The following is a 25,788-nucleotide window of genomic DNA, read 5'->3' on the forward strand; positions in this document are numbered from 1 at the left end:
GTCGAATTGGTTCGGGGCCGGGGGTCAGCCGCGCAGGGCCTGCCGGAACGTGACCCGGGCACCCATGCGGAGCAGGGAGTTTGAGTAGATGCGCGAGCCCAGCAGGATAACGACGACCGTCGAGGCGAGCAGGATGGCCAGGGAGAGTAACGGTTCCCACCAGAGCGCGGTGCCGAGGAAGATCCGCATCGGCATGCCGACAGGCGCCGAGAACGGGATGTAGGACATGATCGCGAGCACGGTGGCATTGTCGTTGAAGAAGATCACCAGGAAATAAGGAATCATCACGAGGAACAACACGGGCGAGGTGGCTGAGCCCACGTCTTCCTGACGGGAGACCATCGATGCGGTGGCGGCGAACAGCGCCGCGAGCATGACGAAGCCGAACGCGAAGAACACGGCGAACCACACGATCGACGGCCCCACGGTGCCCAGCAGCCCGGTCTGGCCTGTGGTGGCCATGCCGATCGCCACGAGCAACCCGATCGCCACGATCTGCCCGAAGGCCATGATGCTGTTGCCCACCACCTTGCCGCCGAGCAGGGCGCGCACGGGGATGGTGGTCATCAGGATCTCGACGACCCGCGTCTGCTTCTCCTCCACCACGCTCTGCGCAATGGTCGAACCGAACGTGATCGCGGACATGAAGAAGACGAGCCCGAAGCCCAGGGAGACGAGGTAGACCAGGCCGCCGCTCTGCGGGGACGGTTCGAGCAGGCTCACTGCTGGGGCCACGCTCAGGGTGCCGAGCACGTCCAGAGGTGGAGAGTCGAGGGCGATGATGCGCACGCCGAGAGGAGCATCCTCTCCCGTGGCGGGCACGACGGCCGCGGAAACGTCGCCGGCGCGCACGAGCTTCTCGGCGGCTGCGACGTCATCGGCCTCCACGATGCGAAACGCCTCGGTCTGCTTGACGATCTGGGTGGCGGACCCGACCACGGCAACCCGGGGCAGGCTCTGGTTCTGGCTCGCGATGCCGCCGGCGACAACGGAACCGATCGAGATGAGCAGCAGCAGCCCGGTCGAGATCAGGAACGCCCTACTGCGCAGCCGCGCCACGATCTCGCGGGTGGCGACGAGCCACACGCTTCGGGCGAAGCTCGGGGTCGGGTGGCGGGGGTGTACCTGAGCGCGGCTGTTCTGGAGAGTGCTCACTGCACGACCTCCTTGAAGATGGCGGCGAGGCTCGGCCGCTGCTGGCTGAAGGACGTGACCGGTGCTCGGTCGAGAGCCTGGCGCAGGACGGCCTGGCTGGCGGCCTCCGTTTCGGCCTCGAACACGGCGAGGCCGGCGGTGAGGTCGAGCACGGAGATGCCAGGCGTGGCGCGGATCCACTCCGCGTCGGCCTCAGTGCGGAGCTCGAACCGAGGGCTGCTGTGCTGCTCGCGCAGCTGTTCGCGGGGGCCGTTCGCCCGGATCTGGCCGTCGGCGATGATCACGACGTCGTCGCAGAGGCGTTCGACGATGTCGAGCTGGTGCGAGGAGAACAGCACCGGCGCGCCCTGGGCGGCGAAGCCGGAGAGCACGTTCATGACCACCTCCACCGCGATCGGGTCGAGGCCGGAGAACGGCTCGTCGAGCACCAGGAACTCAGGGTCGTGCACCAGTGCGGCCGCGATCTGGGCGCGCTGCTGGTTGCCGAGCGACAGGGACTGCACCAGGTCGCCGGCGCGCTCGCCGAGGCCGAGCCGGTCGAGTAGCTCGGCCGTGTTGCGGCGGGCGGATGCCGGACTCAGCCCGTGCAGGCGGGCCAGGTAGACGAGGTGCTCACCGACCTTCATCTTCGGGTAGAGGCCGCGCTCCTCCGGCATGTAGCCGAAACGGCGCCGGTCGTCGCTGGTCAGCGGAACGCCGTCCTGCAGCACCGTGCCGGAGTCGGCCGACAGTACACCCAAGATGATTCGCATGGTTGTGGTCTTGCCGGCACCGTTCGCGCCGACGAACCCGGTCAGCCGCCCACTCTCGACGCCGAAACTCACCCCATTCAGCACCTGCCGGGTGCCGTAGTGCTTGTTCACGTTCCTGATCTCGAGCATGTCTACCCCTCCGTAGCCGATGCGACTCACGCTATCGCGCCAGGGGGTTGCGCGGGGCGGTATCAGAGGGCCAAAAGTACCCGACTGTTGTTGACGGATGCCGCGGGCCCGTCCCACAGCCCGACGACCGCGGTGGCGAGTTCGCTTTCCAGCCCGGCGAGGGCCCGCACGACGAAGATGACCGCCGCGCCATCCGTGCCCGCCTTCGCGAAGCCCTGACCGACCGCGCGGGTCCAGGTCTCGGCGGCGGCCTTCGCGGTGGCGTAGTTCGCGCCTCCGGGAGCCGGCTTGTCGACCGACACCGAGGATACGATCGCCAGGCGACCCGCCGGCGAGGCCAACAGGTCGTCGTTGAACGCGCGGGTGGTGTTACGGAGCGTGGTGACGACGTGGGTGTGCAGAAAATCCCAGTCCACGTCGGACTGGCCGGCCAGGCCGCCGCCGCCACGCCAGCCGCCCACAAGGTGGATCAGGCCGTCGATGTGACCGTGCTCGGCGTGCACGGCATCGGCCAGCGCCGTGACCTCCGCGAAGTCGCCGAGGTCGCAGAGGTACGCCTTGATGCCGGGGACCTCGGTGCGGAGGCCCTGCAGGCGCTCTTCGTTGGAGCCGACCGCTATCACGCGCGCGCCGGCATCCGTCAGCGCGGTGGCCACGGCGCGGCCGGCCGCGCTGGTCGCACCGGCGATGAGCACGGTGCGGCCAGCGACGGCCCTGACAGTTTCGCCGGTCACGACATCAGTCACGCCCGGTGAGCCCGGCGGTGGACTCGATCACGGGCTTCATTTTCTTGTCGAGCGCCTCGAAGAACATGGACAGGGGGAACTCGTCGTCGAGCACCAGGTCGGTGTAGCCCTTCGGTGGGCCGGCGAGCACGTCCAGCGGCAGACCGCGAGACCACTGGGATGCCGGGTTGGGCGTCAGCGTCTTCGCGATCATGTCGTAGGCGGCCAGCCAGTGGGACTTCTTCGGGCGGTCGATCGATGCCCAGTAGAGGTCGTCGATCTGCTTTCCGAGAGCGATCACGACATCGGGCACGGCATCCCAGTCGAAGGTGAGCCGGGTGTCGGTCCAGTGCAGCACGTGGTGCTGGTGCAGCCACGCGAACAGCAGCTGCCCGCCGAGACCGTCGTAGTTGCGCGCCCGGCTGCCGCTGATTGCGAACCGGAAGATCCGGTCGAAGATCACGGCGTACTGCACGAGTTTCGCGTGCTTCTGCGCCTCCGGGCTGGCCTTCTCGTTGCGTTCGATCGCGACCGATTCGCGGAATGCGGTCAGGTCGCAGCGCAGTTCCTCCAGCGAGTAGAGGAAGAACGGCATCCGCTGCTTGATCATGAACGGGTCGAACGGAAGGTCACCGCGCATGTGCGTGCGGTCGTGGATGAGGTCCCACATGACGAAGGTTTCTTCCGTCAGGTGCTGGTCGTCGAGCAGCGCCGCCGCGTCGGCGGGCAGCTCGAGTCGCGTGATCTCGGCGGCCGCACGCACCACCCGGCGGAACCGGGCGGCCTCACGGTCGGCGAAGATCGCACCCCAGGTGAACGTTGGGATCTCGCGCATGGCTACGGTCTCAGGGAACAGAACGGCCGAGTTGGTGTCGTAGCCGGGCGTGAAGTCGAGGAACCGGATCGGCACGAACAGGCCGTTCGTGTACTCCTGCTCCAGCTCATCGATGAACTCCGGCCAGATGACCTCGACCAGTACGGCCTCGACGAAGCGGTTGGCGCTTCCGTTCTGCGTGTACATCGGGAACACGACCAGGTGACGGATGCCGTCAATCCGGTTCCTCTGCGGCTGGAATGCCATCAAGGAGTCGTAGAAGTCCGGCACGCCGAAGCCGTCGGTGCACCAGCGGGCGAAGTCCTTGTTCACAGCGGTGAGGTACGCGGCATCGTGCGGGAACAGCGGGGTGAGCGCGTCGATGGCCGCGGTGATCACGGCGACGTGAGCTGAGGCATCCGAGTGGGCGTCGACGTTCGGGATCGAGCCGTCCTGCACCTGGCTGGCCTGCAGCGCGGTGGCCGCGGACTTGAGGCGGAGCCAGGCCGGGTGGGCGGCCGGGCCGGCGCCGGAGTCGGCGGCGGCATCCTCGAGAACCTCGGGCTCACCGACCAGTGCATCTTGCGCAACATAATTCGACATGGGAACCTCCCGTCCTTCGTGAGTGCCGCGGGCGCGGCGGGCTACGCGTGTGGTGGTGCCGGCTGTGGTGGTGACTGGGGTGGTGCCAACCGGCGCCACGGTCCAGAGTAGCGGGAGGGTGCGGGCGTTTTCTTGCCATTGCTCGCAACGAATCGCCGTGTTCCCGGTCTCGGGTCGCCGAAAATCCCCGTTCCGGTCGAGAGTGACCGTTGCGCCGGTCACTCTCAGCCGGAACGGCCACCTGCGCGCGCCCCTGCGCGGCCACCCTGCGCGGCCACCTGCGCGGCCACCGGCGCGCGCCCCGTGATGGCGCCCCCCGTGATGACGCGGCCCGCACGACGCGCGCCGCACGTGTCCTCCGCCGACTGGCGCGACGCTCGCTCTGCGGGGTTGCCCGCGCTATCGTCGCACCGACCAGAGAGCGAGGAGTGCCGCGGTGAACTTTGACGAGGTGATCTCCGCTGTCGTGCGGGTCGTCGAGGCGGCCGGCGCGGCCATCATGGTGCTGGGTGGGGCCGCCGCCGTGATCGCGGCCGTACCGGCCGGACTGCGAACCGCCACCCGGCAGCGGGCCTACGAGGAGCTGCGCCGCAATCTGGGCCGAGCCATCCTTCTCGGACTCGAAGTTCTGATCATCGCGGACATCATCCGCACCATCGTCGTGGCACCCACCCCGGAGAGCGTGCTGGTGCTCGGGTCGATCGTGGTGATCCGGGTGCTGCTCAGCTTCTCGCTCGAGGTGGAGATGGATGGCGTCTGGCCCTGGGCGCGCTGGCGCCTCGCGGCGACCAGAACGCAGAACCCCAGGTAGCCAGTACGGACGCATGAACCGACACGTTCGGGGGTCGGCGACGGCGCCCACCCCTCAAAGGTGTCGGGTCACCGGGGAGGCTGGTCCGAGGAAGCGGTGCGCAGCCGCCACAGGGACGTCACTTCCTTCGAGCGGGCAGCGTGCAGGGGATCGGACGCGTCGGCGGCGCGGCGGTGCACCGGCTTCGTGTCCAGGCGGGCCACGACCTCGAGTCCGGCATCCTCGATCAGGTCGAGGAGTTCCCCGCGAGAGCGCAGGCCCAGGTGCTCGGCGATGTCAGAGAGCACGAGCCAGCCCTCCCCGGCCGTCTCGAGGTGGTCCGCCAGCCCCGACAGGAAGCCCCGCAGCATCCGGCTGTCTGGGTCGTAGACGGCGAAGTCGGTGGCGGTGACGGCGGACGCGGGAATCCATGGCGGGTTGCAGACCACCAGATCGGCGCGGCCGATCGGGAACAGGTCGGCCCGGACGATCTCGACCGAGCCGGTCAGACTGAGCCGCTCGATGTTCTCGCGCGCGCAGGCCAGTGCCCGCGGTTCCTGATCGGTGCCGACCACGCGACGGATGCCGCGTCGCGCCAGCACCGCAGCGAGCACCCCGGTGCCCGTGCCCACGTCGAATGCGGTGGCGGGCGAGGCGCTCAGGCCGGGTTCGGCCTCAGAACCTCCGGAGGCCGCAGCCCAGGCTGCCGGCAGCGGCGCCGTATTGACCAGGTCGAGGTACTCGCCGCGCACCGGCGAGAAGACTCCGTAGTGCGGGTGGATGCGGGCGCCGAGCGCGGGCACGTCGACGCCGGTCGTGCGCCACTCGTGCGCCCCGATGACGCCGACGAGCTCGCGCAGGGCGGTGACCGACGCATCCGTCGCCGGGCCGTAGGTTTCGGTGCAGGCCTGGCGCACGTCGGGCGCGCGGCGGAGGGGAACGGTGTAGTCGGCGTCCAGCGGCACGAGCAGCAGTCCGAGCAGCTGCGAGCGGCGGAGCGCCTCGGACCGGTAGCGGCGGAACGCCGCGGCCGCGTCGGTCGTGGGCGAGTGCCGGCCGCGGTCGACGCGGCGACCGAGTGCGGTGAGCAACTGCCGGGCATTGTGGAAGTCGCCGCGCCAGAGCATGCCGGTGCCATTCTGGACGAGGCGGTAGGCGGCATCCGCGGTCAGTTGGTCATCGGCGATGACGATTCGTTTGGGTGGCGCCCAGCCGCTCTCCGAGTGCCAGAGGGCCGACCGGGCCTGCCCGCCCTCCTGCCAGGTGATCCGGGCGGGCTCGGTGGCGGTGCTCGTGCTGCTCATGTGTTCCATCCTCGCGCTCAACGCGACGAGTTCGACCGGTGCGGTCGAGTTCGAGTGGTGTGCCGGTCGAACTCGACCGGAAGTGCCGAGGTCGGCGGGTGGGGACGGTGTGCGGGCCGGGCGCCGCGGCCGCCTAGCGAAGGGCCGGCATGACCTCGCGCTCGAAGAGCTCCAGACCGGACCGGTCGTAGGCGGCCTCGGGGAAGTAGTGGATGGCGTAGCCGAGGCCGCGCTCCTTCATGCCGGTCAGGCGCTCGACGATCTGCTCGGGCGTGCCCACGCCCTGCGCCTCGCCGCTGCGATACTCGGCCATGAACGCGACCGCGCCGGCCTCGCCGAGATAGGGGATGACCCGGGCCTGGATGGCATCGAGTCGGTCGGCGACCTCGGCATCCGTTGCTCCGATCACCGTGTTGTAGTTCGCCGAACGGGTGATGGCGCCGAAGTCGGTGCCCTCCCTCGTGCAATGCGCCTCGAGCAGCTCGCTCTTGTGCGAGAAGCCCTCGGGGGAGCCGTCGAAATTGGTGTAGTTCGCGTATTTCGCGGCGATCTTCAGGGTGACCTTCTCGCCACCGCCGGCGATCCAGACCGGGATTCCCCCGTTCTGCAGGGGGAGCGGGCGCACGATGGCGCCGTCCACCTGGTAGTGCTGTCCGGCCAGAGTGGCCGTGCCGGTGGTCCAGGCCTGGCGCATGATCTGCACGCCCTCGTCCAGGCGGGCGAGGCGCTCGCCGGCGCGTGGGAAGCCGTAGCCATAGGCACGCCACTCGTGCTCGTACCAGCCGGCGCCGATGCCCATTTCGACGCGTCCGCCGGAGATCACGTCGATGGTCGCGGCGACCTTTGCGAGGTATGCCGGGTTGCGGTAGCTGATGCAGGTGCACATCTGGCCGAGGCGCACCCGTTTCGTGGTGGCGGCGAACGCGCTCATCAACGTCCAGGCCTCGTGGGTGGCCTCCTCGCTCGGCACCGGAACGGTGTGGAAGTGGTCGTACACCCAGATCGACTCCCACTCACCGCCATCGGCGTGTGCGGCGAGTCCGCTCATGGTCGCCCATTGTTCGGTCGGGTCGATGCCGACCAGGTCGTGTCGCCAGCCCTGAGGTATGAAGAGTCCGAATCGCATGGTTTCGAGCCTACGCTTGGGCAGCGGATGCTTCGGCGACCTCACACGGTTGCAGCGCCCGCCCGAGACCGGGAAGGATCAACAGCATGAAGTTCGTTCTGGCCCCCGACTCGTTCAAGGAGTCCATGTCGTCCGCCGAGGCCGCCGCGGCCCTGGAGCGCGGCATCCGTTCTGTGTTCCCGACCGCCGAGTGCGTGCGGGTGCCGATGGCCGACGGCGGCGAGGGCACCGTGGAGGCGCTCGTCACGGCCTGCGGCGGCGAGATCGTCGAGGTCGAGGTTCAGGATGCCCGTGGTCGCCCGGTGCGGGCGGCCTACGGCTACGTGGCGGACGATCGACTGGCGATCATGGAGATCGCGGCGGCGGCCGGCATCCACCTCGTCGCGGCAGCCGAGCGCGACCCACGCACCGCGAGCACGTTCGGCGTGGGGCAACTCATCACCGACGCGCTCGATCGCGGCGCAATCCGGTTTGTGATCGGGCTGGGTGGATCGGTCACCAACGACGGCGGGGCCGGAATGCTGCACGCCCTCGGTGCGCGGCTGCTCGACGCCGACGGACGCAACCTGTCCGGCGGCGGCGCAGCGCTCGCGAGGCTGAGCACGATCGATCTTGAGGGATTCGACCCTCGGGCGCGCTCGGCAGAGTTCGAGATCGCGAGCGATGTCTCGAACCCCCTGCTCGGGCCTGGCGGCGCCAGCGTCGTCTTCGGCCCGCAGAAGGGCGCGGACCCGCAGGCCGTGCAGGACCTCGAGGCAGCCCTCACGGTCTACGCGGGGGTGCTCGCCGCGGACTCCGGCCGTTCCGTTGCGGAGTTGCCCGGCGCCGGCGCGGCCGGCGGGCTCGGCGCGGCTTTCCTGGCCTGCTTCGACTCCCGTATGCGGCGCGGCGTGGAGGTCGTGATGGAGGTGGCCCTCCTCGAGCAACGCCTGAGTGGGGCCGACTTCGTCTTCACGGGAGAGGGCAGCATCGACGGGCAGACCCTGCATGGCAAGACCCCGCTCGGGGTGGCCGAGGCGGCCGCGCGCCACGGCGTGCCCGTGATCGCGTTCGCCGGTCGGATTGGGCCGGGGGCCGAAGTGCTCTACGACCAGGGCTTCGCCGCGCTGGTACCGATCGTTCACGAGGTCAGCGACTTGCCACGTGCGTTGACGGATGGCCCGGCGAACCTCGAAAGGGCCGCCGCGACGGTGTGTCGTATCCTCGCCCTCGGACGTTCAGCCGGGGTGCCGCGCGAGGCACAGGCGGGCTGGGCGACGGGCGCTTGAGCGCCTGAGCCCTATGAGCCCCGAGCGCTGGGCCCTGAGTGGCTGAGATGGCCGTGCGCCCGCCGGAGCGCTAGGTGCCGCCCTCGTTGGCGAGCGTGATGGCGGCAGCCAGCGCCGTGACGGAGTCGAGGTAGCGGCCGCCAGGCATGGTCGGGTGTCCACCAGAATCGAAACGGTATACCAGCGGCTGTCCGGTGGGCAGGTTCAGGTCGCGGATCTGCGCGGCGTCCAGATCGTCGAGCACCGCGCACAGGGCGCGCAGGGAGTTGCCGTGCGCGATCACGAGCACGGTACGGCCGCGAGCGAGAAGGGGGTCGACGCACTCGGCGAGGAAGGCATCCACTCGACGGATGACGTCGCTGAGCGCCTCGGTGCGGGTCAGCGCGGCGGGCGGCAGCGCTCGGAACAGGGCGGTGGCGGCAAACTCGTCAAAGAGCCGGTCGTCCATGGCGGGCGGGGCCTCGGCCACCGAGCGGCGCCAGGCCAGGAACTGCGCCTCGCCGAACTCGGCGCGCACATCGTCCTTGGATCGACCGGTGAGCGCGCCGTAGTTGCGTTCGTTGAGGCGCCAGTCCGACACCAGCGCCTCGAGCGGGCGGGCCAGCCCGGCGGCGACGATCGTGGCGGTCTGGCGGGCGCGCGCCAGCGTCGACGTGAAGAGGGTGACCGGTACTGCGGGGTGAGGCAGAGCGTCGATCTGAGGCACGTCCAAGGACAGCGCCGCGTTCAGCAGTGCGGTGGCCCCGTTGGCCTCGCGGATTCCCTGCTCCGACAGCGGCGCATCCAGTACGCCCGTGAACAGCCCGGCGGCGTTTGCGGTGCTCTCACCATGCCGAAGCACGATCAATACCCCCGGTGTGCGCACGGCTACCAGTCCTGTTCAGTCTCAGGTGCCCCCGGCAACGGATACCGCAGCCCGCCCGTAGCGGATCGTCCGCCACGATCCCTCAGGTTACAGTCCACCTGCACCTGCACCTGCACCTGCACCTGCACCTGCACCTGCCCGCCGGTCGCCCCCCCTCGCGAGAGCACGAAATCTGCCCCCTCGGCGGCGCCATGGGGGGGCAGATTGTGCGCTCTCGCGGGGGAGGGGGGCAAATCGATTCGACGGAGAATTTGCGGAAAATGCGCCCTTCCGGAGCGGTTGAGCCGGTTTTTCGGAAAATCTCCGTCGAATTCGTTGGGACGGAATTGCTGCCGGACTCGGGCACGACTAACGCCTCGGCCCTGCCGGGAACTGTCGTCGCCAACCGCTATTCCGACAGGCTCACCTAGAAGCCGAAGTCGCCGCCGAAATCGCCACCGCCACCGCCGCCGGAGTCGCCACCGCCGCCGGAGTCGCCACCGGAGTCACCGGAGCCGGACTCAGAGCCGGAGTCGGCGCCCGCGGCATCCGCCCCACCGGAATCCGTCGGCAGAAAGGCGCTCATGAGCGTTGACGCGACCACGTAGCCGGCAACGGTCCCGAGTAGGGAACTGCCGACCATGCTGCCGAAGCTCGGACCGCTCTGACCCTGACCGCTCTGACCCTGATTGCCAAAGGCGCGGGTGAGGGTGCCGGGCTGGCGCAGTTCCGCCCGAGTCGCAGCCTGGGCCAGGGTTGCCGGTTCGGCATTCGCCGGGCGTTCGCCGGCGCTGGCGTTCTCACTCAGCTGGCGGAACAGCAGGTCGCGCTGCTCATCGGTGAGTTTGCTGAAGGCCTCCGCGTGCACCTGCTCGATCGTCTCGGGCGGTGCCGTGCGCAGCAGGTACTGGTAGCGTTCGACGGCGATCTCGTCGTCGGTTCGTTGTGGTGCGGCGGTGCCCTGGTGCTGGGGCTGCTGGGGCTCGGTGCCGAAGATGCGGTCGAAGAATCCCATGGTGTGCTCCTTGGCTCGGGGGATCGGGGCGATTGTCCACTACGATTCCACCCGTCGCTGGGTAGGCGCTGTAACCACTGGAATCGCCGGTTCAGCTCTGCCGTGACGCCGCGACGATCGAGGCGATGCGGCCCGGAACTGTGTCGTCCTGCAGTGAGGTCACGTCGCCGAGGGCACGACCGGCCACGATGTCGCCGAGCAGTCGGCGCATGATCTTGCCCGAGCGGGTCTTGGGCAGGTCGGGCACGACGAACAACTCCCGCGGCCGGGCGACGACCCCGATCGACTGCGTGACGTGAGCCCGCAGTAGGAGTTCGAGGGTGTCCCGAGCGGCCAGCCAGACCGCGGGGTCGCCCAGGTCGGCGGCTGGTGCCACGGCCGGGATCACGAAGGCCGCGATGGCCTCGCCTGTTCTCGCATCCGTCACGCCGACCACGCCGGCCTCGCCGACCAGCGGATGCGCCACCAGCGCCGACTCGATCTCGATCGTCGACAGGCGGTGCCCGGACACGTTGATCACGTCATCGACCCGGCCGAGCAGCCAGATGTCACCGTCGTCGTCGTACTTCGCGCCGTCGCCGGAGAAGAAGAAGCCCTGCTTCGCGAACCGCGCCCAGTAGGAGTCGCGGTAGCGCTCCGGGTCGCCCCAGACCGTGCGGGCCATGCCGGGCCAGGTTCCCTCGATCACCAGGTAGCCACCGGAGCCGAACGGCACCGGCCGGCCGTGGTCGTCGACGACGTGCGTCGTCAGGCCGGGCAGGGCGCGCAGGGCCGAACCGGGCTTGAGGGTGCTGACGCCCGGCAGCGGCGCCATCACGGCGGCGCCCGTCTCCGACTGCCACCAGGTGTCCACGATGGGGGCGCTGCCGGCCCCGATGTTCTCCCGGAACCACACCCACGCCGCCGGGTTGATGGCTTCGCCGACCGAACCGAGCAGACGGATGCTGGACAGGTCGAACTCGCTCGGCAACCCCTCCGGGAACCAGGTCATGAACGTGCGGATGAGCGTCGGCGCCGTGTAATAGGTGGTCACCCCGTAGCGCGCGATGATCTCGAAGTGCCGACCCGGATGTGGGGTGTTCGGGGTTCCCTCGTAGATCACCGAGGTGGTGCCGTTGGAGAGCGGCCCGTAGTGCACGTAGCTGTGCGCGGTGACCCAGGCCAGGTCGGCGGTGCACCAGTGCACGTCGTCCTCTTTGGCGTCGAAGACGGCCCAGTGGCTCCAGGACGCGTGGGTGAGGTAGCCTCCGCTGGTGTGCACGAGCCCCTTGGGGGTGCCCGTCGTGCCTGAGGTGTAGATGATGAACAGCGGAGTCTCGGCGTCGAAGAACGCGGGTTCGTGCACAGACGATGCGAGGTCGACGCTCTCGTGCCACCAGACATCCCGGCCGGGCGTGAAGGGGATGTCGGGGGTCAGGTCGCCGGTGCGACGCACCACGAGCACATGCTCGATCGCGTCCACGCCCGCGACGGCTTCGTCGGCTGCGGCCTTGACCGGCACGGCCTGGCCCCGGCGGAACTGGCCGTCGGTGGTCACGAGCAGCTTCGCTCCGGTGTCCTGCACCCGGAACCGCAGCGCTTCGGCCGAGAACCCGCCGAAGACGAGCGAGTGCACGGCGCCGAGGCGCGCGATGGCGAGGGTGATGATGATGGTCTCGGGGATCACCGGCAGGTAGAGCACCACCCGATCGCCCTGAACGATCCCGAGGTCGGTGAGCGCGTTGGCGGCCCGGTTCACCTCACGTTCGAGGGCGGCGTAGGTGATGGTGCGGCGGTCGCCGAGTTCACCCTCGAAGTGGAAGGCGACCTTGTCTCCCTTGCCGGCGGCCACGTGACGGTCGACGCAGTTGACGGCCACGTTGAGCATGCCACCCGTGAACCACTCGGCGCGGGGAACGGACAGCACGCCGTCGTCATCCGTTTCGGCCGGCTGCCAGCTGTGGTCGGTGTGCCATGGAACGGCCCAGTCGAGGCGGTTGGCCTGCTCGGCCCAGAACGCGATCGGATCGGCGGCGGCCCGATCCCACCACGTGGCGTCGACGTTGGCCTGTGCCGCGAAGGCGGCCGGGGCCGGGTAGCGCCGGGTCTCGGTCAGGAGATTACGGATGGTGGCGCTCGCCGGATCAATTGGGTGCGGGGCCCCGGTGGGTGGCGTCGCCACGCCCTGCCTGCCGGTGGCCGGCACCGGCGTCACGCCCATTTGCGGTTCGCCCAGCGCTCGAAGACGCCCACGGCGGCATCCGTCAGCTTGCCGAGGACGGCCAGCAGGATGATGGCGAGCAGGATGCGGTCGATGCGGCCGTTGTTCTGAGAGTCGATCAGCAGGAAGCCCAACCCCATCGAGGAGGCGATCAGCTCGGCGGCGACGAGGAACAGCCAGGACTGGGCCAGGGCCAGTCGCAACCCGGAGACGACGGAGGGGATCACGGCCGGCAGCTGCACGGCAGTGAACAAGCGCACTCCACTCAGGCCGAACGCACGGCCGGCCTCCACGAGCTGGCGGTCCACATGCCGGAGCGCCGCCGACACGGTCGTGTAGACGGGGAAGAAGGCGCCGATGGCGATCAGGGTGAGTTTGGACTCCTCACCGATCTTCAACCAGAGGATGAGCAGAGGAACCCAGGCGAGCGAGGGCACCGCCCGGATGGCGCCGAGGGTGGGGGCGAACAGAACGTCGGCGGACCGCGACAGACCCACGAGGGCACCCAAGGCGATGCCGAGGGCGGCGCCGACCGCGAAGCCGATGAGCACCCGCTGGGTGGAGATGGCCGCGTACTGGCCGAGCAGTCCGCTTGCGAACAGGTCGAGTCCGGCCTGCCAGACCAAGGCGGGGGATGGCAGCTGGGCGATGGTGAATACGCCGAGGGCGGTGGTGACCTGCCAGGCCGCGAGGATCAGGACCGGCAGTAGTGCACCGCCGATGAGCGTGACCCAGCCGCGCGAGGTGAGCGGGCGGCGAGGGGCGCTCGCCGTGCTGCCGTCGCGACTGGCGCGCGCGGCGGCGCGCTCGACGCCTGCCGCCGAGCGCGGCAGCGGGTGGGGCACGGTCTCGGTCATGACCGCTACTCGACGACCGACGGATCGGCCTTGATGGCGAAGGTGTCGTTGATGATCGTGTCGAGGGCATCGTCGATCTGGCTCTGGGCGGCCACATCACCGGCGGCGACGAAGGTTGGGCCGATCTTCTTCAGCACTGTGAGCTGGGCCTTGCCGGGCACGTTGTCCACATCGAGGTTGGAGCGTTCGCTGATCACCGTGGTGGCCACGGCGAGGTCGAGACCGGAGACGCCGGCCAAGATCTCAGCGGTCTTTTCCGGGTTCGCCAACGCCCAGGCGCGGGCGTGCTCGTAGACGTCGACGACGGTCTGTGCCACATCGGGTTTCTCGGTCAGGAAGCTCTCGGTGGCGTTGAGGAAGCCGTAGCTGTTGAAGTCGACGTTTCGGTAGAGCAGCTCCGCACCGGCCGCTTCGGCGCCGGCCATGATCGGGTCGAGTCCGGCCCAGGCGTCGACCGAGCCGTTCTGGAGGGCCGCCCAACCGTCGGCGTGCTGCAGATTCTGCACGGTCACGTCGTCGAGGGTGAGGCCGGCCTCCTCCAGCGCTTGGAGAAGGAAGAAGTAGGGGTCGGTGCCCTTGGTGGCGGCGATCTGCTTGCCTTTGAGGTCGGCGACATCGGTGATCGTGGAGTTGCCGGGAACGACGAGAGCCGCCCACTCCGGCTGGGAAAAGATGTCGATGACCTGGATCGGCGAGCCGTTGGACCGGAATAGCAGCGCGGCCGAGCCTGCCGTGGAACCCACGTCGATGGCGTTGGCGCGCAGGGCCTCGTTGGCCTTGTTGGAACCGGCCGACTGCACCCAGTTCACCGCGATCTCCTGCTCGCTGAGGGCATCCTCCAGCCAGCCCTGGTCCTTGATCACCAGGCTGAGCGGATTGTAGGTGGCGAAGTCGATGTCAAGGGTGCCGCCGGTTGTGACGGTGTCCTCTCCGGCGGCAGCCGCCGGTTCCGCGGCCGGCTGGTTCTCGCCGGCGACGCAGCCACTGAGCAGCAGCGCGGCGGAGGCGGCCACGGCGAGGAGCGTGATTCGGGTATTGGAGCGGGATTGGGTCATCGGGTTCTCTCAGGTGGTGGGCAACGGATGTTGCGGCCGGGTGGGGGAAAGCGGTGTGCGGCGGGAAATGGACGGGTGGGGGAGCAAAGCGGGTGGGGGATCAGGGGGATCAATCAGTACGGGTGCAGCAGGGGGTGGTCAGTAGGGAAAGGCCGGGATGGTGGAGGTCGCGGCGAGCCCGCGCGCCTCGCCGTGGCGGTCGATGCCGAGGCCCGCGAGCAGCCGCCCGCGCAGTTCGGCGAGTTCGGCCGAACCGCGGTCGCGGGGGCGCGCTCCGGGAACCGTGAGCTCCTGCACGATGGTGGCGCCGGCGCGGTGGTCGTTGTCGTCCCGGCCGAGCAGGATGATCCGGTCGGCCAGTTGCAGCGCCTCATCGACGTCGTGCGTCACGAGCAGCACCGTGGTCGGCGCCTGGGCGTGCACGTCAAGAAGGAGGTCCTGCATTTTCAGGCGAGTCAGTGCGTCGAGGGCACCGAAGGGTTCGTCGAGCAGCAGGACGCCAGGGCGGCGGGCGAGCGCGCGGGCCAGGGAGGTGCGCTGCGCCATGCCGCCAGAGATGGCACGGGGGCGGTGGTCGGCGAACGCGGACAGGCCGACCAGCTCGATCAGCTCGGTCACGCGGGCGCGGCCCGAGACGCGAGGGGTGCCGCGGGGCAGTCCCAGTGCGACGTTCTCGGTGACCGTTCTCCACGGCAACAGGCGCGGTTCCTGGAATCCGACGGCACAGCGCGGGTCGATTCCGGCGACCGGAGCGCCGTCGATTCTGACCCTGCCGAAGCTCGGTGTGTCGAGGCCGCCGGCGATGCGCAGCAGAGTGGACTTGCCGCATCCGCTTGTGCCCAGAATCGCAACGACCTCGCCGGGGCGCACCGAGAGCGAGACGTCGCGGAGCACCGGGGGCAGTCTGCTCGCCGCGCCGCGGGTGTTCGCCGGGGCGAACGTGCGGCCGATGGCCTCGAACTCCACAGCGAAGGCCGGCGGCGAGGCAGGCATCCGGGCCGCGGCGGCGCGCACGGACGCCGGAAGGCCGGTCGTTGTGTGAGGTGTGGCGCTGTGCGGCATGGGGGTCTTTCGGTCGGGGGCGGTGATGAGTTGCTTGACGTTAGCCGAGGGCGGGCGGATGCTGCCGGTCCGCACGCAACTGGACGTAACACGCGGCTCATCTTCTTGGGATGATGGGCCCATGACTCGAACTGTTTCCGGAGCTCTTGTGCTGATCACCGGTGCCGCCAGCGGCATGGGCCGCCTCTACGCCGAGCGGGCCGTAGCCGAGGGGGCGAGGGCCGTGATTCTCTGGGATCGTGACGCGGGGGCTCTCACCCGGGTCGCCGGCATCCTCGGTGATCGGGCCGGAGCGGGAACGATCGTGGCACCGTACGTCGTGGACATTGCCGATCTGGGTGCAATCGCCCAAACTGCCCAGCGGGTGCGCACCGAGGTCGGCGACCCGGACATCCTGATCAACAACGCCGGCATCGTGCGTGGCGCTTTCTTCTGGGAGCACGACAATGGCGCCGACACCCGGCCGACCATGCAGATCAACGCGCTCGCGCCGATGTACATCACCCGCGAGTTCCTGCCGGCGATGATGGCGAATCGCGGTCGTGCGTCGCGCATCGTGAACATCGCGTCGGCGGCTGGAACGCTCTCGAACCCGCGTATGAGTGTCTACGCCGCGTCGAAGGCGGCTCTGATCGGATGGAGCGACTCGCTACGCCTGGAGCTGCGCCAGCAGCGTTACGGACAGGTGAAGGTCACGACCGTCTGCCCCAGCTACATTTCGACGGGGATGTTCGAGGGTGCCCGCGGACCGCTGCTGACACCGGTGATGACCCCGGAGTACGTGGTCGATCGGGTCTGGAGGGCGATGCTCGCCGGAACACCAATGCTCACGATGCCCTGGTCGGTCCAGCTTTCGAAGGTGGCGCGAGGAGTGCTGCCCCTGCCCCTGTGGGACGTCGTCGCCGGTCGCATCTTCGGCGTCTACGGATCGATGGACAAGTTCACCGGTCGTCCCTGACCTATCTCGGTCTGAGCTGGAGCTCGAGCTGGAGCTGGAGCTGGAGCCGAGGGAAAAAACTGCACAGACTGTGAGCGGAGCAGGTTTAAGATCGGCTTCCGGTTCGAGGGATGTCTGAGGATGGCTTCCGGTGTGCACGGTTGCCCTCGATCTGCCCGTGAGTGGCAGATCCGGCAGGCACCGAGTCTACGGCCCGGCATCGTTGAGGGCCTTCTTCTCCCGGGCAGCGATACCGGCCGCATCGAGACGATCACTCAAACGCCGGGCCCGCGTGAAGACCGTGTCCACGTTCAGCGACGCGACCTCAGCCTCGGCGAGAGCCCCAGGATCTGCGCCGGTCGCACCCAGACGAGCGAGGGCATCCGTCATTTGCCAGCCGTCGTCCGCGGTGGTGGTCAGGGTCTGAGAATTTGCGAACATGAGTCGAGAGCCTGTCACCCAGCTGTCGACAGTCTTTCCAAACAGCGTTCGATAGAGCTGCGGAGAGCCTCGCGGCGCAGGTTATGGATCGCGGCGGGTGTTCTCTCCTGCGCCTGCTTCCAGAAGGTGCGCCGGGACGACCGCGGCGCATTGACAGCCGCCTCCTGGGCGATCTAGTATGGAATCGTTTCCATGGAAACGATTCCACGGGATGCGAACACGACGACGAGTAGCGCACGAACACGAAGAGGTGAGAGATGGTTGCCATCACGATCAAGGATGTCGCCGCTCTGGCCGGCGTTTCCGTCGCCACCGCGTCCCGGGTGCTCTCCGGCAGCCCCGCCACCTCGCCCGAGGCTCGAGCGAGCGTCGTCGCCGCGGCTGCCCGGCTCGACTACCGACCCAACGCCCAGGCGCGGGCCCTGCGCAGCACCCACACCGAGTCCATCGGCTTGCTGGTGTCGGATGTGCGCAACCCCTTCTTTGCCGACCTCGCCCACACGGTCGAACAGGCCGCACTGGCCGCCGGCTACGTCACGCTGCTCGGTAACGCGAACGAGCGCAAGGAACAGCAGGACCGGTATTTGGACACCCTGATCTCACGGCGGGTGGACGGCATCGTTCTGGCCCCTCTCGGGGACGGCAGCGGCAGCATCCGTTCGCTGATCCAGCGCAAGATCCCGACAGTCTTCGTTGACCGCACCGTGGACGGCGTCGACGTGCCGAGCGTGACCACCGACAGCGAAACCGGCATTCGTCAGGCCGTCGAACATCTCGCCGCGGCCGGCCACACCCGCATCGGCTACATCTCGGGCCCGCAGGCAATCTCGACCGGGCGGGACAGGTTCGCCGCCTTCACCCGCGCCGTGGCCGAGTTTGGTCTCAGCCAGGATCCCGAGCTCGTCTACTTCGGTGACTTCCAGGCCGCCAGCGGCTCGCTGGGAGTGCACGCACTGCTCGAACTGCGCCAGCCGCCCACCGCCCTGCTCGCTGCCGACAGCCCGATGGCCGTGGGCGCGATCGCCATCCTGCACAAGCGCGGAATGCGCATCGGCCGCGACGTGGCCCTGATCGCCTTCGACGATATCGAGTGGTTCGCGCTGCTCGACCCGGCGCTGAGCGTCATCTCACACAGCGTTGAGGAGATGGGCCGCATCGCCGTGAAGATGCTGCTCGAGGTCATCGGCGGAGGCACCCCCGAGTCGGTGGTGCTGCCCAGTGAATTGATCATCCGGGCGTCGTCGGCGATGCCCCTCGCGGGCGCAGCGGGCGCAACGGGCGCACCCGCATCCGTCTCACCCGCATCCGTCTCACCCGAATTCGTTTCACCCGCAGCCGGGCAGAGCCTGAGAAAGAACTGACATGAGTCAACAACCTCTGGTCACCCTGCAGAACGTGGGCAAGACCTTCGGCCCGGTGACAGTCATCAAAGACGTCACCGTCAGCGTCTACGCCGGCAAGGTGCAGGTGCTGCTGGGCGAGAACGGCGCCGGCAAGTCCACCCTGATCAAGATGATGGCGGGGGTGTATCAGCCGGATGCCGGCCACATCGTGGTGGACGGGCAGACGGTCACGCTGCCCACCACCCGCGCGGCGGAAGAACTAGGCATCGCGACGATCCACCAGGAACTGAACCTCGTGCCGACCATGAGCATCGCCGAGAACGTCATGCTCGGGCGGATGCCCACCAAGCGCGGCATGGTTGACCGCAGCGCCCTGCGCAACCGGGCACGTGCCGCCCTCGCCCTGATCGGCCTTGACGTCGACGTCGACACTCTGGTCGGCGACCTCGGCATCGCCCGGCAGCAGCTGGTTGAAATCGCCAAGGCGCTGAGCATCAACGCCCGCATCCTGATCCTGGACGAGCCCACCGCGGCCCTGACCCGCCACGAGACGGAGAGCCTGTTCGCCGTGATGGCCGACCTGCGCCGCCGCGGCGTTGGCATGCTGTTCATCAGCCACCACCTCGACGAAATCGCCGAGGTCGGCGACACCGTCACCGTGCTGCGCGACGGAGAGTTCATCGCCGAGGTGCCAGCCTCCACCCCCGAAGACGACCTCGTGAAGCTCATGGTCGGCCGCAGCATCGAGGACCAGTTCCCGCGGGTGACCGGCGATATGAGCCAGGCATCCGAGATCCTCACGGTCGACCGGCTCACCGCGGCCGGCTCGTTCGACGACATCAGCTTCACCGTCAAGGCCGGCGAGGTGCTCGGCATCGCCGGGCTGGTCGGCGCCGGTCGCACCGAACTGATCCGCGCCATCGCCGGCGTCGACAGATACACTTCCGGCACGGTCGCCGTGCGCGGCCGGTACCTGCCCAACGGCAGCATCTCGGCGGCAATCGCCGCGGGCATCGGGCACGTTCCCGAAGACCGCAAGGGGCAGGGGCTGGTGCTTGACGCATCCGTCAATGACAACCTCGGCTATGCCACGCTGGCGTCCACCGCGAAGCTGGGCCTGGTCGACTTCGCCGGTCAGCGCAGCCGCGCCGGCGAGGTTGCGAAGAAACTGCGCATCCGGATGCACACCATCGACCAGCCGATCGGTGCACTCTCCGGAGGCAACCAGCAAAAAGCCGTGTTCGGCCGCTGGATCATCGCCGCCTCGACGGTGCTGCTGCTCGACGAACCCACCCGCGGCGTCGACGTGGGTGCCAAGGTCGAGATCTACGAACTGATGAACGCGATCACGGCGGCCGGGGGAGCGATTCTCATGGTCTCCAGCGAACTGCCCGAGATTCTCGGCATGAGCGACCGCATTCTGGTGATGCGCGACGGCCGACTCGCCGGCGAGCTCACCGCCGCCGAGGCCACCCAAGACGCAGTCATGACACTCGCCGCCCGCGATGTCGACGAGAAGCACGAACAGAGATAGGGAAATCACCATGTCCACCACAACTCTGCCGGCGAAACGCCGCGGCATCGACTACAAGAAGTTCCTCGCCAACAACGGCGCCCTGGTCGGCCTCGTCGTTCTCTGCCTCGCCCTGTTCATCGCGACCCCGGACTTCCTGACCGCGCAGAACCTGCTCAACATCGGCATCCAGGTCTCCACTGTGGCCGTGCTGGCCTTCGGCATGACCTTCGTCATCGTCGCCGGCGGGATCGACCTGTCGGTCGGCGCAGTTGCGGCGCTGTCAGCCATGTCGTCGGGCTGGATGTTCGCCAGCGCCGGCCTCCCGGGCTGGCTCGCCCTCCTTGGCGGCCTCTTCGTCGGAGCCCTGGCCGGAACCATCAACGGCCTGGCCAACGCCTACGGCAAACTGCCCTCCTTCATCGCCACCCTCGCCATGCTCAGCGTGGCCCGCGGACTGACCCTGGTCATCTCCGACGGCCGCCCGATCTCGACGCCGGCCGAGGTCTCCTTCCTCGGCGGCAACCTGGGCCCCGTACCGATGCCCATCGTCATCCTCGTGCTCTCCGCACTGGCGGCCTCCTTCCTGCTCAACCGCACCGTCATCGGCCGCTCGATGTACGCGGTCGGCGGCAACGCCGAGGCCGCACGCCTCTCGGGTCTGCCGGTCAAGCGCATCCTCGTCACCGTCTTCGCGCTGGCCGGACTGTTCGCCGCCCTCGCAGGGCTGCTGCTCGCCGGACGCCTCGACTCCGCGCAGCCGCAGGCCGCAGCCGGCTACGAACTCGACGCGATCGCGGCCGTCGTGATCGGCGGCGCCTCTCTCTCCGGGGGCCTCGGCAAGATCTCCGGCACCTTCGTTGGTGCACTGGTCCTGGTCGTCATCCGCAACGGCCTGAACCTGCTCAACGTCACCTCGTTCTGGCAGCAGGTCGTGATCGGCCTCGTGATCGCCCTCGCCGTTGGGGTCGACGTGCTGCGCCGCAAGACCCGCAGCAGCTGATCCGGCTGCCGACCGGCATCCGCTGCACCTGCCCACTTTTTCGACCACCATCCACAACCATAAGGAACACACAATGAAGTCCTCCTCGTTTCGCAAAATTGCGGCCCTGACCGCCACCGCCGCCCTCATCCTGGTGGGCACCACGGCCTGTGGCCGCGGCGGCGGGGCCGAGGCGTCCGGCACGAAGATCGTGATGGCCGTCTCCACCCTGAACAACCCGTTCTTCGTCGAACTGCGTGACGGCGCACAGGCCGCTGCCGACGAGGCCGGCGTGAAGCTGAGCATCGTCGACGCCCAAAACGACTCGGCCACGCAGGCCAACCAACTCGCCACCGCCGCATCGGGCAGCACGAAGGCCGTCATCGTGAACCCGGTCGACTCGGATGCCGCGGCATCCGCCGTCAACGACCTGCTGAACGCGAAGATACCGGTCATCGGGGTCGACCGCACGGTCAATGGCGCCGAGCTGAACTCGCTGGTGGCCAGCGACAACGTGGCCGGAGGCCGTCAGGCCGCCGACGCCCTCGCCGAGTCGATGGGCGAGACGGGCACCGTCATCCACCTGCAGGGTGTCTCGGGAACCTCCGCCAGCCGTGACCGTGGCGCCGGATTCGAAGAGGGCATGAAGGCCTACCCGAACATCACCGTCGTCGCCAAGCAGACCGCCAACTTCGACCGCGCCGCAGCGCTCGACGTGACCACCAACCTGCTGCAGGCTAATCCCGGTGTGACCGGCCTCTTCGCCGAGAACGATGAAATGGCGCTCGGCGCCATCCAGGCTCTCGGCTCCCGTGCCGGCACCGAGGTCTCCGTCGTCGGCTTCGACGGCACCTCCGACGGACTCGCCGCCATCGAGGCTGGCACCCTGGTCGCCACCGTCGCGCAGCAGCCGGCCGAACTCGGCCGACTCGCCGTTGAGCTGGCCATCAAGGCCATCGCGGGCGACACCATCGAGAAGACCGTCCCGGTTGAGGTCGTCTCCGTCACGAAGACGAATGTCGGCGACTTCACCAAATGAGTGGCACTGCCAGCACGGTCGTCGTCGTCGGGTCGATCAACGTCGATCAGCTGATCACCATCGAACGCCACCCGCTGCCCGGTGAGACCCTCATCGGAACGTCGATGGAGTTCCTCCCCGGAGGGAAAGGGGCCAACCAGGCCGTCGCGGCCGCCCAGCTGGGCGCCACGGTGCTCATGGTCGGTCGCGTGGGCCGGGACCCGCAGGCTGAGGTCGCGACAGCGATCCTCGCCCGCGCCGGAGCGGACCTGTCGAATGTGCACGCGGTGGACGGCCCGACCGGGCTGGCACTGGTCACCGTGGACGCCAATGGGGAGAACACCATCGTGATCATCCCGGGCGCCAACGCCCAGCTGAACGCGGAGGCCGTCGAGGCCAGCGCGTCCGTCATCGCCGAGGCCGCCGTAGTGGTACTCCAGGGGGAGATCCCCGCAGCCGGCATTCTGGCGGCCATGAAGTTGGCCACGGGGCGGGTGGTGCTGAACCTGGCGCCCGTGATCGAACTGGATGCCGCGAGCATCCGTCGGGCCGACCCGCTCGTCGTCAACGAGCACGAGGCTGCCCTCGTGCTCGCCCAACTCGCGCCGAACACCGTCATCCCTGCCGAGGACGCCGAGCTCGTCGCCCGGCTCCTCGAATGGGGCGTTCCCTCAGTCGTGCTCACCCGCGGCGCGAAGGGCGCCATCTGCGGCGACCGGGACGGCACGCATAGTATGGCGTCGCCCCAGGTCGTCGCCGTGGACAGCTCCGGAGCCGGCGACGCGTTCGTCGGCGCCCTGAGCGCGCAGCTCGCCGCAGGGTCAAGCCTCTCCGAGGCCGTTCGCCGGGCCGTGCGCGTGGGTGCGTTTGCGGTGCAGGGGCGCGGTACGCAAACGTCCTACCCTTCTCTGGACGACCAACTGCCGCTGGTGCACGCATGAAGCGACGCGGCATTCTGAACGCCGACCTTTCCGGCGCCCTGGCCCGCCTCGGGCACACGGATGTCGTTCTCCTCGCAGATTGCGGCATGCCGATCCCGGCCGGCGTTCCCGTGATCGACTTGGCGTTGGTGCACGGTGTTCCGCGCTTCGAGCAGGTGCTAGACGCCCTGCTCGGGGAGATGGTGTTTCAGCACTGCGTGGCTGCGGAGGAGGCGAAGTCCGCGCCCGCGGGCACCTGGCTGGCCGACCGTTTCGACGCGATCGAGTACATCAGCCACTCCGAGCTCAAGGACCTCGCGGCATCGGCCAAGCTGTTCATCCGCTCGGGTGAGGCGACGCCGTTCGCGAACGCAGCGCTGGTCTGCGGCGTCTCGTTTTAGACGATTCGTTCTGGTCGTTTCATTCGGGACGTCTGGTTCGGGACGTTTCGTTCCCGAACCGGTGCGGCGTCAGCTACGGGTGTCGTATGCCGCCACCCGCCAACACGGCCCGGTAGCCCTCGCGGTAGGTCGGGTAGCTGAACGTGAAACCCGTGTCGAGCAACAGCCGGTTGCGGAGACGCTTGTCACCTCCGCGCCGGCTTTCGCGCGTGGCAGGGGGCTCACCCGCGGGCCGCGGTTTCGGCCCCGGCGTCGGTTCCGCCGCCGGTGCCGGCAGACCGAGTTCCTCGGCTAGGAAGACCAGCACTTCGTTGCTGCGTACCGGTGCACTGTCGACGCCGAGATAGAGGGGGGCGGGCTCCTCCTCCCGCAGCATCAGGTGCACGATCGCGGCCGCGGCGTCGTCCCGGTGGATGCGGTTGGTGTGCCGGGCCGAGGCGGACAGAGTGGCGCGGCCGGCCCGCACCTGGGTGATCAGCCGCTCCCGGCCGGGACCGTAGATTCCTGACAGGCGGAATATGACGGCGTGAGGGATGCGCGCGTGCAGCAGCTGTTCGGCCTCGACCAGGATGGCGTCGGTCCCGGGCTTCGGATTCGCTGGGGTCTGTTCGTCGACCCAGCTTTCATCCGTCACGTTGTAGACGGCGGTCGAAGACACCAGCAGCACGCGCCGGGGCATGACGTGGACTTCGTCGAAGGCGTCGAGCAGGTTTCGCACGCCGTCGACGTAGGCGGCCCGGTAAGCCACGGGGTCACGGTTACCCGCGGCGATCGCCACGATCACGATCTCCGTGTCGGCAGGCACGACCGGCTTGTGCGCGCTGAGGTCGACGGACTGGCCCTGGATTGCGGCGGGGAGCACGGCCGCGTTGCGACGCAGCCCCACCACCGTGTGCCCGAGCGCCGCGAAACGCAGGCCGACCTCTGTGCCGAGGTCGCCGCATCCCGCAATGAGTACCGTCATCTCGCTCCTCTGATCACCGTCAACGCTAGCGGGCATTTCTGTGCGCTGACAGTCGGGGCAGTAGGCTCGCGGCGTGAGCGAATCATTCCGCAGCATGCTGCGTGCCCTGCCGGACTTCCCCGCCGATCTACCGGTCTTCGACCCGGCTTCCGCGCCGCAAGACCCCGCCGAGCTGTTCCGGAGCTGGCTAGACGAGGCCCTCGCGGCCGGGGTTCCCCAGCCGCACTCGTTCAGCCTCGCGACCGTCGGAGCCGACGGCATGCCGTCGTCGCGAATGCTCATCCTGAAGAACCTCGACGCCGAGGGCTGGCACTTCGCCACCTCGCTGGCGTCACGCAAGGGCCGGGAGCTGACGCAGCATCCACTGGCCGCGATGAACTTCTTCTGGTCGGCGCTCGGCCGTCAGGTGCGCGTGGTCGGCCCGGTCGTGGAGTTGTCGGCGGAGGCCTCGGCGGCCGACTGGTCCGAACGGCCCAGCACCGACGGCACACCCAACCCGACCTGGCAGCTGTACGCCCTGCGCCCGGTCGAGGTCGAGTTCTGGCAGGCCGATCCCGGCCGCAAGCACGTGCGTCACCGCTACTCGATTCCAGCCGGCTGAGTTCCCGCGGGCTGATCGCGGCGCCAGAGTGCGCCTACTTCCAGCGGCGCGCGGGCTTCCGTGAATCACCAGCGTGATCGGGAGCACGGTCAGCGCTCAGGCCGGGACAACGTCCATGGTGCCGAACGCGACGAACAGCGCCAGGGTGCCCTGCTCCAGCAGCCTCCAGATCATCACGATGTCTTCGCCGATGGCATCCGGCCAACCGCCGATGGCCGTGACTTCCCGGTGCGGTAGACCGAGAACGCGCTCGGGGCCACGAGCGAGGACCGCCACAGCCCCCGCATGCGCCTCACCGCAGCGATGCCGAGGCGGGAGTCCCACTTCTGCATGCGGGTGACCAGATTGATGCGGGAGTCGCGCACGAGCAGGGTGCCGTCCACGGCCCCTTATCGGCGTTCACGGTGACCCCAGACGGCGTGGTCACCTCGTGCGGTGCCGTATTCAACGCATGTGAGGTGCCGAGGGCAGGTTCCCGCACCGGCAGCAACACGCCCGTCTCCGTGGCGGCCAGGGGGACGAACGGGGCCGTGACTCAACGAAACCGTTGTCGGCGCGGACCGCTGCCACGGGCCCGGCACGAAGGCTCCGAAGACACTCATTCGAGGTTTATCGAGGAGATCGCCTCAGAAGTCCTCGTAGGTGAAGGCCTCGTCTGCGAGGAGCTGAGGCCACGGTTCAGGACGTGGGGGGCGGACCCGCTGCAGTGTGACTGTCGAGTTCGGGGTGATCAGCAGAGTGGTCAGGAACCCGGTGGAATTGGTCACGTTGATGAATCCGCCGCCGGCCCGCACAGCGTCGGCGACGGAGGTTTTCCATGCCGCCAGGTCATCGTCGGTGTCGACGACGTAGCGGTCGCCATTCACGGTCAGGCGGTATTCGTTCATGGATGCAGGCCCTGTCTCTCAGCAGACCCTGAAGCGCCATGCGGTGGCCCAGCAGGGATCGGACGATGCCGCTCGGAATCAG

General features: G+C 68.7%; 26 protein-coding genes. 10 read left to right on the forward strand and 16 right to left on the reverse strand.

Translation table 11 applies throughout. The annotated features are described in order from the left end of the window. Positions 1 to 24 precede the first annotated feature (24 nt). The 4 genes from E3O65_RS13315 to E3O65_RS13330 form a co-directional block, all read right to left on the reverse strand. Positions 25 to 1,155, reverse strand: coding sequence for an ABC transporter permease (locus E3O65_RS13315; protein WP_134364221.1), 1,131 nt, complete (start codon positions 1,153 to 1,155; stop codon positions 25 to 27). Beyond that, positions 1,152 to 2,036, reverse strand: coding sequence for an ABC transporter ATP-binding protein (locus E3O65_RS13320; RefSeq protein ID WP_134364222.1), 885 nt, complete (start codon positions 2,034 to 2,036; stop codon positions 1,152 to 1,154). The genes E3O65_RS13315 and E3O65_RS13320 overlap by 4 nt, the downstream gene beginning before the upstream one ends. 62 nt (positions 2,037 to 2,098) lie before the next feature. Further along, positions 2,099 to 2,770, reverse strand: a complete 672-nt coding sequence (locus tag E3O65_RS13325) for an SDR family NAD(P)-dependent oxidoreductase (protein ID WP_241985694.1) — start codon at positions 2,768 to 2,770, stop codon at positions 2,099 to 2,101. A 4-nt stretch (positions 2,771 to 2,774) separates the two neighbouring features. Further along, positions 2,775 to 4,178, reverse strand: coding sequence for a DUF6421 family protein (locus tag E3O65_RS13330; protein ID WP_134364223.1), 1,404 nt, complete (start codon positions 4,176 to 4,178; stop codon positions 2,775 to 2,777). Between the two features lie 436 nt (positions 4,179 to 4,614). On the opposite strand from E3O65_RS13330, the gene E3O65_RS13335 reads away from it, so the two are divergent. Further along, positions 4,615 to 4,989, forward strand: a complete 375-nt coding sequence (locus tag E3O65_RS13335; protein ID WP_166785750.1) for a DUF1622 domain-containing protein — start codon at positions 4,615 to 4,617, stop codon at positions 4,987 to 4,989. A 68-nt stretch (positions 4,990 to 5,057) separates the two neighbouring features. Here E3O65_RS13335 and E3O65_RS13340 read toward each other — a convergent pair whose 3' ends face one another. Together E3O65_RS13340 and E3O65_RS13345 are read right to left on the reverse strand one after the other, a co-directional pair. Further along, positions 5,058 to 6,272, reverse strand: a complete 1,215-nt coding sequence (locus E3O65_RS13340) for a methyltransferase (protein WP_166785751.1) — start codon at positions 6,270 to 6,272, stop codon at positions 5,058 to 5,060. Between the two features lie 133 nt (positions 6,273 to 6,405). Continuing rightward, complete coding sequence (locus tag E3O65_RS13345) at positions 6,406 to 7,398, reverse strand: LLM class F420-dependent oxidoreductase (protein ID WP_134364225.1); 993 nt, start codon at positions 7,396 to 7,398, stop codon at positions 6,406 to 6,408. Positions 7,399 to 7,484: 86 nt separating this feature from the next. Here E3O65_RS13345 and E3O65_RS13350 point away from each other — a divergent pair, with 86 nt between their 5' ends. Continuing rightward, the gene (locus tag E3O65_RS13350) at positions 7,485 to 8,666 is read left to right on the forward strand and encodes a glycerate kinase (RefSeq protein ID WP_134364226.1); all 1,182 of its coding nucleotides are present in this window, start codon (positions 7,485 to 7,487) and stop codon (positions 8,664 to 8,666) included. Positions 8,667 to 8,736: 70 nt separating this feature from the next. Here the strand turns inward: E3O65_RS13350 and E3O65_RS13355 are convergent, their stop codons facing one another. The 6 genes from E3O65_RS13355 to E3O65_RS13380 all read right to left on the reverse strand — a co-directional run bounded on the left by E3O65_RS13355 (position 8,737) and on the right by E3O65_RS13380 (position 15,630). Beyond that, positions 8,737 to 9,531, reverse strand: coding sequence for a 2,3-bisphosphoglycerate-dependent phosphoglycerate mutase (locus E3O65_RS13355; protein ID WP_134364227.1), 795 nt, complete (start codon positions 9,529 to 9,531; stop codon positions 8,737 to 8,739). A 406-nt stretch (positions 9,532 to 9,937) separates the two neighbouring features. Then, positions 9,938 to 10,525: a hypothetical protein gene (locus E3O65_RS13360; RefSeq protein WP_134364228.1), complete on the reverse strand. Its 588-nt coding sequence runs from the start codon at positions 10,523 to 10,525 to the stop codon at positions 9,938 to 9,940. A gap of 91 nt (positions 10,526 to 10,616) precedes the next feature. Continuing rightward, complete coding sequence (acs, locus tag E3O65_RS13365; protein ID WP_134364229.1) at positions 10,617 to 12,725, reverse strand: acetate--CoA ligase; 2,109 nt, start codon at positions 12,723 to 12,725, stop codon at positions 10,617 to 10,619. Continuing rightward, the gene (locus E3O65_RS13370; protein ID WP_134364230.1) at positions 12,716 to 13,582 is read right to left on the reverse strand and encodes an ABC transporter permease; all 867 of its coding nucleotides are present in this window, start codon (positions 13,580 to 13,582) and stop codon (positions 12,716 to 12,718) included. Before E3O65_RS13370 ends, acs begins: the two co-directional genes overlap by 10 nt. A 5-nt stretch (positions 13,583 to 13,587) precedes the next feature. After that, positions 13,588 to 14,637: an aliphatic sulfonate ABC transporter substrate-binding protein gene (locus tag E3O65_RS13375; protein WP_134364231.1), complete on the reverse strand. Its 1,050-nt coding sequence runs from the start codon at positions 14,635 to 14,637 to the stop codon at positions 13,588 to 13,590. Between the two features lie 138 nt (positions 14,638 to 14,775). Continuing rightward, entirely contained in the window at positions 14,776 to 15,630 is an 855-nt protein-coding gene (locus tag E3O65_RS13380; RefSeq protein WP_134364264.1) for an ABC transporter ATP-binding protein, read from the reverse strand. A gap of 190 nt (positions 15,631 to 15,820) precedes the next feature. Between E3O65_RS13380 and E3O65_RS13385 the strand changes: the two genes are divergently transcribed. After that, positions 15,821 to 16,657 carry an SDR family NAD(P)-dependent oxidoreductase gene (locus E3O65_RS13385; RefSeq protein WP_134364232.1) on the forward strand — a complete coding sequence of 279 codons (837 nt, stop codon included), beginning with the start codon at positions 15,821 to 15,823 and terminating at the stop codon, positions 16,655 to 16,657. Between the two features lie 186 nt (positions 16,658 to 16,843). Here the strand turns inward: E3O65_RS13385 and E3O65_RS13390 are convergent, their stop codons facing one another. Next, the gene (locus E3O65_RS13390; RefSeq protein WP_134364233.1) at positions 16,844 to 17,077 is read right to left on the reverse strand and encodes a hypothetical protein; all 234 of its coding nucleotides are present in this window, start codon (positions 17,075 to 17,077) and stop codon (positions 16,844 to 16,846) included. Positions 17,078 to 17,334: 257 nt separating this feature from the next. On the opposite strand from E3O65_RS13390, the gene E3O65_RS13395 reads away from it, so the two are divergent. From E3O65_RS13395 to rbsD, 6 genes are all read left to right on the forward strand, one after another. Continuing rightward, positions 17,335 to 18,438: a LacI family DNA-binding transcriptional regulator gene (locus E3O65_RS13395; RefSeq protein ID WP_134364234.1), complete on the forward strand. Its 1,104-nt coding sequence runs from the start codon at positions 17,335 to 17,337 to the stop codon at positions 18,436 to 18,438. Between the two features lies 1 nt (position 18,439). Then, positions 18,440 to 19,954, forward strand: a complete 1,515-nt coding sequence (locus tag E3O65_RS13400; protein WP_134364235.1) for a sugar ABC transporter ATP-binding protein — start codon at positions 18,440 to 18,442, stop codon at positions 19,952 to 19,954. 10 nt (positions 19,955 to 19,964) lie between these two features. Continuing rightward, positions 19,965 to 20,936, forward strand: coding sequence for an ABC transporter permease (locus E3O65_RS13405; protein ID WP_134364236.1), 972 nt, complete (start codon positions 19,965 to 19,967; stop codon positions 20,934 to 20,936). A 73-nt stretch (positions 20,937 to 21,009) separates the two neighbouring features. Next, the gene (locus E3O65_RS13410; protein WP_134364237.1) at positions 21,010 to 21,954 is read left to right on the forward strand and encodes a substrate-binding domain-containing protein; all 945 of its coding nucleotides are present in this window, start codon (positions 21,010 to 21,012) and stop codon (positions 21,952 to 21,954) included. After that, positions 21,951 to 22,874: a ribokinase gene (locus tag E3O65_RS13415; RefSeq protein WP_134364238.1), complete on the forward strand. Its 924-nt coding sequence runs from the start codon at positions 21,951 to 21,953 to the stop codon at positions 22,872 to 22,874. Before E3O65_RS13410 ends, E3O65_RS13415 begins: the two co-directional genes overlap by 4 nt. Further along, on the forward strand, positions 22,871 to 23,254 hold the full coding sequence (gene rbsD / locus E3O65_RS13420) for a D-ribose pyranase (protein ID WP_134364239.1): 384 nt from the start codon (positions 22,871 to 22,873) through the stop codon (positions 23,252 to 23,254). The genes E3O65_RS13415 and rbsD overlap by 4 nt, the downstream gene beginning before the upstream one ends. A gap of 73 nt (positions 23,255 to 23,327) precedes the next feature. Here the strand turns inward: rbsD and E3O65_RS13425 are convergent, their stop codons facing one another. Beyond that, entirely contained in the window at positions 23,328 to 24,218 is an 891-nt protein-coding gene (locus E3O65_RS13425) for an NAD-dependent epimerase/dehydratase family protein (RefSeq protein ID WP_134364240.1), read from the reverse strand. A gap of 73 nt (positions 24,219 to 24,291) precedes the next feature. Between E3O65_RS13425 and E3O65_RS13430 the strand changes: the two genes are divergently transcribed. Beyond that, the gene (locus tag E3O65_RS13430; protein WP_134364241.1) at positions 24,292 to 24,819 is read left to right on the forward strand and encodes a pyridoxine/pyridoxamine 5'-phosphate oxidase; all 528 of its coding nucleotides are present in this window, start codon (positions 24,292 to 24,294) and stop codon (positions 24,817 to 24,819) included. A gap of 96 nt (positions 24,820 to 24,915) precedes the next feature. Here the strand turns inward: E3O65_RS13430 and E3O65_RS13435 are convergent, their stop codons facing one another. Further along, positions 24,916 to 25,095: a hypothetical protein gene (locus E3O65_RS13435; RefSeq protein WP_134364242.1), complete on the reverse strand. Its 180-nt coding sequence runs from the start codon at positions 25,093 to 25,095 to the stop codon at positions 24,916 to 24,918. A gap of 350 nt (positions 25,096 to 25,445) precedes the next feature. Next, the gene (locus E3O65_RS13440) at positions 25,446 to 25,706 is read right to left on the reverse strand and encodes a hypothetical protein (protein WP_134364243.1); all 261 of its coding nucleotides are present in this window, start codon (positions 25,704 to 25,706) and stop codon (positions 25,446 to 25,448) included. Between the last annotated feature and the right edge of the window lie 82 nt (positions 25,707 to 25,788).

The sequence above is a fragment of the Cryobacterium breve genome (genome assembly GCF_004402375.1).
GTDB classification, from domain to species: domain Bacteria; phylum Actinomycetota; class Actinomycetes; order Actinomycetales; family Microbacteriaceae; genus Cryobacterium; species Cryobacterium breve.